Genomic DNA, 10945 nt, shown 5'->3' on the forward strand with positions numbered 1-10945 from the left:
GCACTCCGGTCACCTTGATCTGCATCAAGTCCGCGCTCGGATGCCGAACGTTGCGGTGGGCACCCCACGGACTTTGAACGGACCGGTCTCCCCTGCTCGTAGACGAACGAAAGCTGGCCACCCACCCGTGACTAGGAAAATCGGCCGCACGCGTGCACGGCCAATCGGTCGTGGACCTCTACTCGCCGCCGCCTAGCGAGTGGACGAACACCGCTAGCTGCTTGACGGCTTCGTCGCCGAGGCGTGGCAGCCATGCGGGCATCACGCCATGCTTCGGCGTCTTCATCTGCGCGATGACCGCCTGCTCGCCCTCGCCCTTAAGCCAGATCGCATCGGCGAGATTGGGTGCTCCCATCTCACGGTTTCCTTTCGCGTCTGCGCCATGGCAGGAAGCGCAATTGTCGGCGAAGACCTGCTTGCCCTGGTCGACGAGGTTGGGTTGCGACGGTGCTTGGGTAAGGCTCACGACGTAGGCGGCCGTCTGCTGCATCTGCTCTGGCGTCAGCATGTCGCCGAAGGGCGGCATCTCCGAAACCCGAGTCTCCCCGTCGGGGGCGTGGCGAACCCCATGAGCTATGGTCTGATAAATTTCTTCCGGCTTGCCGCCCCAGAGCCAGTCGTCGTCATTGAGATTCGGGAAACCCTGCCCGCCCGCAGCCCCCGAGCCGTGGCACTGGGCGCAGTTCACCTTGAAGACGGAAGCCCCGGCCGAAACGGCGAATTGCTGCAGTTGCGGATTTGCAATGATCTCCTCGACCGAGCTCGATGCGATCTGCTCCAGATTGCCGGCCTGTGCAGCCCTGGCAGCGTTCAGTTCGACGCTGACTTCGGCGCGACTCGAATAGCCGAGCACGCCCTTGGTCGCCTCCGTCAGCATAGGCCACGAGGGATAGGCGATCGCATAGCCGATCGCCCAGATGACCGTGGCATAGAAGCTGTAGACCCACCAGCGCGGCATCGGATTATTGAGTTCGCGGATGCCGTCCCATTCATGCCCGGTGGTTTCTACGCCGCTGACCTCGTCGACGTGCTTGTGCTTGTCGGCCATAGATCAGTCCTCCTTCAGCGGGATGACAGACGCCTGAGCGGCAGCCTTCTTGGCGCCGGGGCGGAAGATGAAAAAAACGACACCGAGGAAGAACAACGTCATCGCGAGCAATCCCCAGCTATCAGCAAAATGGCGCATGGCCGTGTACGTTTCCATGTTGCCTCCTTCTCAGCGATAGCCGGCGGCGTCGTCGTAGGTGGAGAAGTCGACGAGCGTGCCCAGCATCTGGAGATAGGCGACGAGCGCATCCATCTCCGTAAGCCTTTGCGGATCACCGTCGAAGTCGCCGAGCTTGGCCTTGGGATAGCGTGCCTCCAGGCCCGAACCGTCGGCATTCGGATCGGCCTGGGCCTTAAGGTCCGCAGCCGCGTTTCCGATCATCTCGTCGGTGTAGGGGACCCCGACAGCTCTGTTCGCCTTAAGGCTCATGGCAATATTCGTCACCTCGAGCGGTGTCTCCTTCAGGAACGCATAGCTCGGCATTACAGATTCCGGTACGACTGAGCGGGGCTCGATCATGTGCTGGACATGCCATTCATTGGAATAGCGGTCGCCGACGCGGGCGAGATCCGGTCCGGTTCGCTTGGAACCCCATTGAAAGGGATGGTCGTACATCGACTCCGCCGCCAATGAGTAATGGCCGTACCGCTCCACCTCATCACGGAAAGGACGGATCATCTGGCTGTGACAGACGTAGCATCCCTCGCGGATGTAGATGTCGCGACCAGCAAGCTCCAGCGGGGAGTATGGTCGCATGCCTTCGACTTTCTCGATGGTGCTTTCGAGATAAAAGAGCGGCGCGATTTCGACGATTCCGCCGATGGAAACGACCAGGAGTGAGCCTATCAGCAGCAGCGTGGCATTGCGCTCGAGTATCGCGTGTTTGTCGAGAATGGACATAGTCTTTGCTCTCCTATTCTGCAGGCGCCGGCAGCGGTAAAGCACCAAAGATTGGTTCCTCATCGCGGACGCGCCCGAGGATCGTCATGGTTACGTTGAAGGCCATGAGGAGCGCGCCGGCGAGAAACAGGGCGCCGCCGGCGGCGCGCATGACATAGTAGGGGAACATGGCCGCGACCGTTTCCACGAAGGAGTACACGAGGAAGCCTTGGTCGTCGTATTCGCGCCACATCAAACCTTGCTGGATACCGGCGACCCACATAACAGCGGCGTAGACGACGATGCCGAGGGTGGCGAGCCAGAAGTGCCAGTTGACCATGCGCACGCTGTAGAGCCGTTCGCGGTTCCACAGCTTCGGCACGAGATAGTAGATCGCGCCGAAAGTGATCAGTCCGTTCCACCCGAGCGCGCCGGAATGGACGTGGCCGATGGTCCAGTCAGTGTAGTGGCTGAGTGAGTTGACTGTCTTAATCGACATCATCGGGCCTTCGAAGGTCGCCATGCCGTAGAAGGCGACGGCCATCACCATCATGCGGACCACCGGATCGGTGCGGATTTTGTCCCAGGCGCCAGACAGCGTCATCAGGCCGTTGATCATGCCGCCCCACGAGGGCATCCAGAGCATGATGGAGAAGACCATGCCGAGCGTTTGCGCCCAGTCGGGCAGTGCCGTGTAATGCAGGTGGTGAGGACCGGCCCAGATGTACATGAAGATGATCGCCCAGAAGTGGATGATCGACAGACGGTAGGAATAGACAGGGCGGTTCACCTGTTTCGGGATGAAGTAGTACATCATCGCCAGGAAGCCCGCCGTGAGAAAGAACCCCACCGCGTTGTGTCCGTACCACCACTGCGTCAGCGCGTCTTGCACGCCGGAAAATGCGGAGTAGCTCTTCGAACCAAGGAAGGAGACGGGCACCGCCAGATTGTTGACGACGTGCAGCATCGCGATGGTGACGATGAAGGCGAGATAGAACCAGTTCGCCACATAGATGTGCGGTTCGTTGCGCTTCAGGACCGTACCGAGGAAGGCGACGAGGTAGGCGATCCACACGATGGTGAGCCAGAGGTCGACGTACCATTCCGGCTCCGCATACTCGCGACTCTGGGTAATTCCGAGCAGGTAGCCGGTAGCCGCGAGGACGATAAAGAGCTGGTACCCCCAGAAGACGAACCAACCGAGGTCCCCTCCGAAGAGCCGTGCGCGGCTGGTACGCTGCACGACATAGAACGAAGTTGCGATAAGCGCGTTGCCCCCGAAGGCGAAAATGACGGCGGACGTGTGAAGCGGCCGTACCCGGCCGAAGTTGAACCAAGGCTCCACGTTGAGATCGGGAAAGGCGAGCTGAAGGGCAACGACCACACCGACGAGAAAGCCGACCACGCCCCAGAATACCGTCGCGATTACGCCGTACTTCACGACCTCGTCGAAGTATTCGTTTTGACGGCCAGGATGACCCGCGACAGCCGGGCGGAAGTCAACGCGGCGCATGAGCACCAGGGTGCCGGCGAGCAGCACGAAGAACAGCACCCACATGTGCGCGCCAAACAGGCGGTCTTGCGCAAGGCCGGCTCCGACCAGCGCCAGGAAGGCGCCCACGGCAAGCACGACCATCTCGACTGTGTGTTTCATGGTTAGGCCCCAACTCTCTCTAATCGCGGACTGACGCACGCGGCGCGGACCGCAAAACTATTGCGAGAATTGTCAGAGGCCGACCCGTGGCACCTTGATCCAGATCAAGTTGCTTGGGAGCTCGCGAGACGTGCTGCCAGGTAAAAAGTGCCGGCCAAGAGCGGAAAGACATCGGTATGCACGATGCGACCTCCTCCGCTCGCACAGCGGTGTGGATCGTGACGTCACGAAGGCGCCGGAAGTTTGCGGGCTTGGAAGTGGGATCTGCCGGCCCAACGGAGCTGCTATACAAGCGACCGAGACTGGGGGCGTAGGATCCATCGGAGGCGATCGCCTGCGGATGTGGGAGACTATTGCTCACCGGCGCAGGCTGCCCGGCCCGTCATCTCGTCCATCTCGACGCAGAAGAAGATATGCGCAGACGCCCCTGAGATCTCTTGCGGTACAGGTTTGAGGCCCCCTGGTTCCCACCAGTTGGCCTTCTTTTGGAGCAGGGACCAGGCGTGAAGCCGCTCGTTACCGCAGCCTTGCGCCGGTAGTTCTCTGTACGTGCCCGTCACGACCACGCTCTTCCACCGTCGATTGCTGGCAAATTCGGAAATCTGCAGCGACACCTTTGGGTTGCTGCGCATCCAGTCGATTTTCTGGCCAGGCATGGAAAAGAAATAAAATGCTTTACCCGAATGCGCGTACGTGATCGGCACAATGTAGGGCTGGCCGCCCCTGCAACATGCCAGCCGCGCGAGATCTCCGGCTGCCACGACGCCTTGGCATTCCTCACGAGACATTTCCCTTACAAACATGGCTCTTCCCTCCTCCCGTTAGAGCACGCCGGATTGGCGGCGGCGGAGAATCAGAGGGGCCTATTGCGCGGCCCCGGCCAGTCTTAGTCGCAGAGCGAACGCAGAGCTTCCAGCTTGACGATATCGATCGTCCTTGCGTCCCTGAGCGCGATGACGCTGCGCGCCTTCAGTTTTGTCACCACGCGCGACACCGTTTCGATTGTCAGGCCGAGATAGTCCGCGATATCCTGTCGCGACATGGGCAAGCGTAGCTGCCTGCCTCCTCCCTGACGTTCGCAAAGATCAACGAGGAATGCGGCGATCCGTTCCACGGCACATTGCCTGCCGATCACCAGAAGGTGCTGCTGAGCCCGCGCCATGCCGGTCAAGGCGAGCGCGAGAAGCTCCCGCGAACGCTCCTGCATATGCCGGCGCCCGAAAACGGCCAATGTTGTTTCCGTGATGGCTTCGGCAAAGAAAGAATGGTTGGATCCCGCTTCGAAACCGAACATCTCGCCTGGGAGATGAAAGGACACGACTTGTCGGCGTCCATCTGAAAGGAGACGGTAGACACGCACGGCTCCGATCGAAACCTGATAGCACCTGTCGTTGAGATCGCCTTGGGCATAGATCTCGCGACCCGGCTTGTAGGTGGCGATAAGATGGGGCCCAGCAATTGGGGCCGGTCCAAGGTGTTCGGCCTCGATGGACTGTGGTTTGGCTTGTGCAGCGGCGTACATGGTTATCCCCCGTTCGATGTGGGGACAGATTGCCAATTCGCGTGACTTGGAGAAATTCGGTTAGATCACTAAGGGAGACTACTTAGCCGCCTCGATCAGGCTGTTGATCACGCCGAGCAGGTCGGCACCGGTGAACGGCTTCGTCAATGTCGTATTGTCAACACGTTGCTGAAGGGCCGACAGGCCATCAACTAGCAGTATGGCCCGGCGGCCCCTATTGCTAAGGAATTGCGCCGCGGCCTGAGGCTCGGATCTCAGTACGTCATCGTCGAGAACGGTGCAGAGCGCTTCCCGGCAAGAGGCTTCAGCCTTCTGCACAGTGTCGTAGGCTTCGGTGGAATATCCTTCGACCTCCAGGGCGAATGCCACGGACCGCCGGATGCCCTGGTCCGCTGCAACGACGATAATGGTTTTCGCATCCAACAATTTAAGTCCCGCGCAATCTGCTCTGCAACTGCCTGCAATGAGCCGCCATTAAGCCGTTTGCGGCAACGCACCGCATTGCGCGAGATCAACTCGGCGGATCAGGAAGGGCCGAAACCTGCGGCCAGAGCCATTCGCACAAGATGGGGAAGGCTCTTCGCCTTCATCTTGGCCATCACGTTGGCTCGGTGCACCTCGACGGTGCGAGGACTGATGTCCAGGTCATAAGCGATCGACTTGTTGGGAAGGCCCGCGACGACTGCCGAGAGCACCTGGCGTTCTCTCTCGCTCAGCGTCTGGAGTCTTGCTCGGATATCGTGGGCTTCGTCCGCATCGGCTTCAGAAGCGACCAGATGTTCAGATGCCCTCTCGATTGCCTCGATGATCACGGTATCTTCGAAAGGCTTTTCGATGAAATCCACGGCCCCCGCCTTCATAGCCTCCACCGCCATGGGTACGTCGCCGTGCCCCGTAATTACGATCGAGGGTATATTGATCTTGCGATCGCCGAGATTGCGCAGAAGCTCTACGCCGGACATGTCCGGCATTCTCAGGTCGGTGACGAGAACCCCGTTTCTGACGTCCGGCGCGAAAGCCAGAAAGGCCTCGGCGGATTGATGCATTTTCACGGCGAATCCGTTCATTGTCAGCATGAAGGCCAGCGACTTCCTGACCGGCTCTTCGTCATCAACAATGTGCACGGTATAATCAGTCATTTGCAACGATCCGTTCATCTACATAGGCGGGAAGCGTAAACCGGAAGGTGGCTCCGCCGGCCGCATTTTTCGAGACTGTCATCTCACCGCCGTGCGCCTCGACAATCCGCTTCGAAATAGACAGCCCGATGCCCATTCCGCTAGCCTTGGTCGTGACGAACGGCTTGAAGAGCTGGCCGGAGATTTCCTCCGGAATACCTCCACCCGTGTCTTCGACAAGGACGGCAACCTCCCCCCCACCGGCCGGCATGGTGCGGATCGTCAGCTCTCGGCGGTCGACGAGGCGCATTGACTCGATCGCGTTGCGCATCAGATTGATGAGGACCTGCTGGACTTGGATACGGTCCACCATTGCCATTTCGGCACCGGGCAGATATTCGAACACGGTTCTGACACCCTGCTCGCGGGAGCCGACCAGAGCCAGCGCGGCGGCCTCCTCCACCAGTTTGCGGATGTCTTCCGGCGCCTTCTCCGTCTCCCCCTTTGTGACGAACTCCCTGAGATGTTTGATGATCTGGCCGGCCCGCAGCGACTGGCTCGCCACCTCTTCGAGCGCCTCGCGCATTCGTGTAGCTATGGCGTCGTCCATGTCACGCAACAGCCTCGTACAGCCATGCGCATAGTTGGCAATCGCCGAAAGCGGCTGGTTCAATTCGTGGGCGAGCGTCGAGGCCATCTCGCCCATCTCGTTGAGGCGGGCAAGGCGCGCCAGTTCAGCTTGTATCTGCTCGAGCCTTGCGGCAGACTCCTCCCGCTCCGTTAGGTCTCTGATGAAGCCCGTGAAAAACCTCTCGCCGCCGGACCGCATCTCTCCAACAGCGAGCTTCATCGGAAACGTCGATCCATCCTTCCGCTGCCCGGAGACAACGCGGTCGATACCGATGATGCGCTTTTCCCCCGTTCTCATGTAGCGCTGCATATATCCGTCGTGTTCGTGGCGGTAGGGTTCCGGCATCAATATGCGCAGGTTCTGGCCGATAACCTCCTCCTCCGTGTATCCGAACTGCCGCACGGCCGCGGCGTTGAAGGACACGATTGTGCCATCGGTAGCGCTGACCACTGTGGCGTCGGGAACAGTATCCAAAATCGATCTCAGATGAGCGTCGCGGGCCTTTATGACGTTCTCGGTCCGGTCGATGGCGCGTTTTGCCGCCTCAAGCACTTCTCCCAGTGCCACGATCAGAAGCACTGCCGACCCGAAGACCACCAGTTCCACGAGACTCGGACCGTCGGCACTCGTGATCTGCTGATGAAGAACCGCTGCAAAAAGCGACAGCCCGGCCGCAAAGAGGATCGCATTCCGGCCGCCGACCAGCGCCACGACGAGCATGGCAGGGATAAGCGAGAAGAGAAGAAGGCCTTCGCCGATTGGTTCGCCTAGTGTCACTGTGAGGGCGAGAACGCTCGAAGTGACTATCGCGGCGACAACATACGCTGCGACGCCGTGGCCTCTCCACCTGAAGAGCAACCTTCCCAACCGAGTCCTCTCAAAAACGCTCTCTGAATGCATCCCATCATCCATCAAAGGACTATTTACCGCTGCAGTGTCTAGCGTCTTCGCTGTATTTGCACCATGCAGACTCTTCCATAGACCATGCTGGAGTAAACAGCCAACCCGCCGCTTGCTGCGGATCGCTTCAGGAGGGGAGTCCGTCGCGACGCTCTTGACCGTGATCAATGTAGCCGCCGAGACGCAGAGTAGGATCGCTCTGCATTTAATTGGGTTCGGGAGACCAGATCAATGACGTACAAGACGATCCTCCTCGTAGTTGGTGTCAGCCAATTCGAAGATGACCTGAGAGCAGCGGCAGATCTTTGTGCATCGGCGGGTGCGCACCTCTCGGTTCTCGCTAGCAAGATCGCCACTCTCCCTCCGATGGGAGACCTTTCAGCGATCTCCGACGCCTGGATTGACAGTTGTGACAGTGACGTGGAGCAGTTGCGCCAAGCGGTCAGAGAAGCTAAGGAGATCCTCGGAAATACCGGGATTTCATTCGATGTGGCTGGGCGATACTCAGAGACGACGCGGCTCGGGCAAGACGTCGGAGAGCGTGCCCGATATGCGGATGTCACCGTGATCGGCACAAGTCTAAGGGTAGATGACCTCCTCCGGCGGGGAGTCATAGAAGGTGCTCTCTTCTTTTCGGCACGGCCGGTCCTGCTCGCCGCGAATCTCCGATCAGCCACCTTGCAACCGAAGAACGTCCTTCTTGCGTGGAACTCGACCATCGAGTCCACAAGGGCCGCCCGCGAAGCGCTGGACATGATGAGAAATGCCGAGGGGGTGAACCTGGTCCTCGTCGATCCAAAGATCAAGAACTGCAAAGAACCCGGCGCCGATATCGCCACCTATCTTGCACGCCATGGGGTCAAAGTCACAGTGGCCCGGCTTCCGAGTGCCGGCCGCCCGGTCGAAGACATACTCCTCCAGTACGCACGCGACACTTCGGCCGACCTGATCGTGATCGGCGCCTACGGGCACTCGCGCATCCGCGAGAGGATATTCGGCGGCGTAACCAAGACGATGATTGACGAACCGATCCTGCCGATCTTGATGGTTCGATAATTCTTTGTTCTCCCCGCGCGGGGGTTTCAGAAGCGCCGCCGAATGCGTCGGAGGCGGCGGTCTCAATTTGCGAGCGCGGCGCTGTGAGCCTCGTCCATGACTCTCTTTAGCTCGTCAATCGCCGAAGCCGAGGGCAGCGTCTCTCCCTCGAGTTCGGGCGGCAGCTTCCATCCGGGCTCAACGCCCTGCATGTTGGGCAGTTCGTGAGCGATGCCCTTATGGCAGTCGATGCAGGTCGCCCTGCCCGGCAGCAGGTAACGCGTATGGATTTCCGCGGCACGCTGGGTCTGCTTGGAAAGGTCCATCGCTGCCGACGAGTGACAGTTGCGGCACTCGAGGCTGTCGTTGGCCTTGAGCCGCGCCCATTCGTGCTTCGCGAGTTCCAGGCGGTGGTCGAGAAATTTCTCGCGCGTGTTGATGGTCCCGAAGATCTTTCCCCACACTTCCTTGGAGGCCTGCATCTTGCGGGCGATCTTGTCCGTCCATTCATGCGGCACGTGGCAGTCGGGACAGGACGCCCGCACGCCCGAGCGGTTGGAGAAATGAACCGTGCGCGTAAGCTCCTCATATACGTTGGCCCGCATCTCGTGACATGAGACGCAAAACTCCTCCGTGTTGGTAAGCTCCAAGGCGGTGTTGAAGGCGCCCCAGAAGATCACACCGCCGACGAAGCCGCCGAGTGTCAAAAAGGCGAGGCTGAGCGTTGCGGCCGGCGTGGTCAGAATCTTCCACACCCAGAGCAGGAGGCGCTTGATGCGAGCCATGGTCTACTCGCTCCCCGCCTGTTTAATGCCCATCTCGCTCATGTCCCGGAAGGTGTTGCCGACGAGCGGTCGCACGTCGGCCTGCGGCACATGACAGGCTGTGCAGAAATAGCGCCGCGGCGAAACGTCCGCGAGCATCTGCCCCTCCCGCGTCATGTAATGGGTGACGCTGACCATCGGCGCGCCTGATTCCTGCGTGAGTTCGCGCTTGTGGCAGGAAAGGCATCGGTTGGTGTTGACCGAAAGCTGGTAGCCCTCGATTGAATGCGGGATGACCGGCGGCTGGTCGGGATAGGCGCGCTCCTTGCGGGCGTCGTCAACGACCCATTTGGGGATCTGGTGCGCCTCCACCTCGCCCATTTCCTGCGGCGGGCCGGAAAGCTCCGGCACCCGTTTGTCGGCCATTTGCGCGATTGCTCCCGTTGCGACGAACAGGATTGCCAACAGCGCCGCCAGCATCGGTCCAGGGGTTCTCATCATGCGACTGAGACGATTTTGACCGCGCATTTTTTGAAATCCGTCTGTTTGGAGATGGGATCGGTTGCGTCGAGCGTCACCTTGTTGATCAGCCGGCTGGCGTCGAACCATGGTACGAAGATGACGCCTGGCGGCATGCGGTTGCGGCCGCGCGTCTCGACGCGCGCGCGAATCTCCCCGCGGCGGGAAACGATCCTGACCTCCCCGCCCTGGTTGATACCGCGATCGCGGGCGTCACCGGCATTCATGAAGCAGACGGCACCGGGGAACGCCTTGTAGAGTTCCGGCACCCGCATCGTCATCGAGCCGGAGTGCCAGTGCTCGAGGACGCGACCCGTCACCAGCCAGACATTGTATTCGTCGTCGGGAGATTCCGCCGGCGGCTCGTAGGGAACGGCGAGGATCACCGCCTTGCCGTCCGGGCGACCATAGAACTTCACGCCCTCCCCAGGCTTCACGTAGGGATCGTACCCTTCCCGGTAGCGCCAGAGCGTCTCCTTGCCGTCGACGACCGGCCAGCGCAGGCCCCGTTCCTCATGGTAGCGGTCATAGGGCGCCAAGTCATGCCCGTGTCCGCGCCCGAAGGAGGCATATTCCTCGAAAAGGCCTTTCTGGATGTAGAAGCCGAAGGCCTCCGCTTCCCGGTTGGCATATTCCATATTGATTTCGCTTGCGGGGAAACGGTCGACATTGCCGTTCTTGAAGAGCACATCGTAGAGGGTCTTGCCCCGATAGCCCGGATTGGCGTCGAGGGTCTCGGCCGGCCACACTTCGTCGGTGGTAAAGCGCTTGGAGAACTCCACCATTTGCCAGAGATCGGAACGTGCTTCGCCGGGGGCATTCACCAGTTGGTGCCAGACATGGGTTCGGCGCTCCGCATTGCCGTAGGCGCCTTC

The 10945-nt window shown here is 60.3% G+C and carries 13 protein-coding genes; 1 reads left to right on the plus strand and 12 read right to left on the minus strand.

Annotated features, from left to right (window positions below; genetic code table 11):
- Window positions 1-178: 178 nt before the first annotated feature.
- From ccoP to fixL, 9 genes are all read right to left on the minus strand, one after another.
- The gene (ccoP, locus tag ACTJKL_RS29605; protein ID WP_440854546.1) at window positions 179-1048 is read right to left on the minus strand and encodes a cytochrome-c oxidase, cbb3-type subunit III; all 870 of its coding nucleotides are present in this window, start codon (window positions 1046-1048) and stop codon (window positions 179-181) included.
- A 3-nt stretch (window positions 1049-1051) separates the two neighbouring features.
- Entirely contained in the window at window positions 1052-1204 is a 153-nt protein-coding gene (locus ACTJKL_RS29610) for a cbb3-type cytochrome c oxidase subunit 3 (protein ID WP_102763113.1), read from the minus strand.
- Between the two features lie 12 nt (window positions 1205-1216).
- The gene (ccoO, locus tag ACTJKL_RS29615) at window positions 1217-1948 is read right to left on the minus strand and encodes a cytochrome-c oxidase, cbb3-type subunit II (RefSeq protein WP_440854547.1); all 732 of its coding nucleotides are present in this window, start codon (window positions 1946-1948) and stop codon (window positions 1217-1219) included.
- A gap of 13 nt (window positions 1949-1961) precedes the next feature.
- The gene (ccoN, locus tag ACTJKL_RS29620) at window positions 1962-3581 is read right to left on the minus strand and encodes a cytochrome-c oxidase, cbb3-type subunit I (protein ID WP_440854548.1); all 1620 of its coding nucleotides are present in this window, start codon (window positions 3579-3581) and stop codon (window positions 1962-1964) included.
- Between the two features lie 350 nt (window positions 3582-3931).
- On the minus strand, window positions 3932-4384 hold the full coding sequence (locus tag ACTJKL_RS29625; protein ID WP_440854549.1) for a pyridoxamine 5'-phosphate oxidase family protein: 453 nt from the start codon (window positions 4382-4384) through the stop codon (window positions 3932-3934).
- Window positions 4385-4467: 83 nt separating this feature from the next.
- The gene (locus tag ACTJKL_RS29630) at window positions 4468-5103 is read right to left on the minus strand and encodes a helix-turn-helix domain-containing protein (RefSeq protein WP_440854550.1); all 636 of its coding nucleotides are present in this window, start codon (window positions 5101-5103) and stop codon (window positions 4468-4470) included.
- A 78-nt stretch (window positions 5104-5181) separates the two neighbouring features.
- Window positions 5182-5526 (minus strand): transcriptional regulator, encoded by a 345-nt coding sequence (locus tag ACTJKL_RS29635; protein ID WP_440854551.1) that lies wholly within the window; start codon window positions 5524-5526, stop codon window positions 5182-5184.
- 101 nt (window positions 5527-5627) lie between these two features.
- Window positions 5628-6242: a response regulator FixJ gene (gene fixJ / locus ACTJKL_RS29640; protein WP_440854552.1), complete on the minus strand. Its 615-nt coding sequence runs from the start codon at window positions 6240-6242 to the stop codon at window positions 5628-5630.
- A complete protein-coding gene (fixL, locus tag ACTJKL_RS29645) occupies window positions 6235-7752 on the minus strand; it encodes an oxygen sensor histidine kinase FixL (protein ID WP_440854556.1) in 1518 nt (505 codons plus the stop codon). The genes fixJ and fixL overlap by 8 nt, the downstream gene beginning before the upstream one ends.
- A gap of 231 nt (window positions 7753-7983) precedes the next feature.
- On the opposite strand from fixL, the gene ACTJKL_RS29650 reads away from it, so the two are divergent.
- A complete protein-coding gene (locus ACTJKL_RS29650; protein WP_440854553.1) occupies window positions 7984-8808 on the plus strand; it encodes a universal stress protein in 825 nt (274 codons plus the stop codon).
- A 62-nt stretch (window positions 8809-8870) separates the two neighbouring features.
- Here the strand turns inward: ACTJKL_RS29650 and ACTJKL_RS29655 are convergent, their stop codons facing one another.
- The 3 genes from ACTJKL_RS29655 to ACTJKL_RS29665 form a co-directional block, all read right to left on the minus strand.
- Window positions 8871-9572 carry a cytochrome c3 family protein gene (locus ACTJKL_RS29655; RefSeq protein WP_013845446.1) on the minus strand — a complete coding sequence of 234 codons (702 nt, stop codon included), beginning with the start codon at window positions 9570-9572 and terminating at the stop codon, window positions 8871-8873.
- Between the two features lie 3 nt (window positions 9573-9575).
- Complete coding sequence (locus ACTJKL_RS29660) at window positions 9576-10031, minus strand: nitrate reductase cytochrome c-type subunit (protein WP_440854557.1); 456 nt, start codon at window positions 10029-10031, stop codon at window positions 9576-9578.
- 17 nt (window positions 10032-10048) lie between these two features.
- Window positions 10049-10945 (minus strand): molybdopterin dinucleotide binding domain-containing protein (locus tag ACTJKL_RS29665; protein WP_440854554.1); only part of this gene is annotated, 897 nt, incomplete at its 5' end.

This window comes from Sinorhizobium sp. 22678, assembly GCF_052044265.1.
Lineage (GTDB): Bacteria > Pseudomonadota > Alphaproteobacteria > Rhizobiales > Rhizobiaceae > Sinorhizobium > Sinorhizobium meliloti_A.

What these genes read in the sequence shown, in the direction of transcription:
- ccoP (WP_440854546.1), bottom strand. Translation starts at nt 1,048, where the DNA reads ATGGCCGACAAGCACAAGCACGTCGACGAGGTCAGCGGCGTAGAAACC.
- ACTJKL_RS29610 (WP_102763113.1), bottom strand. Translation starts at nt 1,204, where the DNA reads ATGGAAACGTACACGGCCATGCGCCATTTTGCTGATAGCTGGGGATTG.
- ccoO (WP_440854547.1), bottom strand. Translation starts at nt 1,948, where the DNA reads ATGTCCATTCTCGACAAACACGCGATACTCGAGCGCAATGCCACGCTG.
- ccoN (WP_440854548.1), bottom strand. Translation starts at nt 3,581, where the DNA reads ATGAAACACACAGTCGAGATGGTCGTGCTTGCCGTGGGCGCCTTCCTG.
- ACTJKL_RS29625 (WP_440854549.1), bottom strand. Translation starts at nt 4,384, where the DNA reads ATGTTTGTAAGGGAAATGTCTCGTGAGGAATGCCAAGGCGTCGTGGCA.
- ACTJKL_RS29630 (WP_440854550.1), bottom strand. Translation starts at nt 5,103, where the DNA reads ATGTACGCCGCTGCACAAGCCAAACCACAGTCCATCGAGGCCGAACAC.
- fixJ (WP_440854552.1), bottom strand. Translation starts at nt 6,242, where the DNA reads ATGACTGATTATACCGTGCACATTGTTGATGACGAAGAGCCGGTCAGG.
- fixL (WP_440854556.1), bottom strand. Translation starts at nt 7,752, where the DNA reads ATGCATTCAGAGAGCGTTTTTGAGAGGACTCGGTTGGGAAGGTTGCTC.
- ACTJKL_RS29650 (WP_440854553.1), top strand. Translation starts at nt 7,984, where the DNA reads ATGACGTACAAGACGATCCTCCTCGTAGTTGGTGTCAGCCAATTCGAA.
- ACTJKL_RS29655 (WP_013845446.1), bottom strand. Translation starts at nt 9,572, where the DNA reads ATGGCTCGCATCAAGCGCCTCCTGCTCTGGGTGTGGAAGATTCTGACC.
- ACTJKL_RS29660 (WP_440854557.1), bottom strand. Translation starts at nt 10,031, where the DNA reads ATGCTGGCGGCGCTGTTGGCAATCCTGTTCGTCGCAACGGGAGCAATC.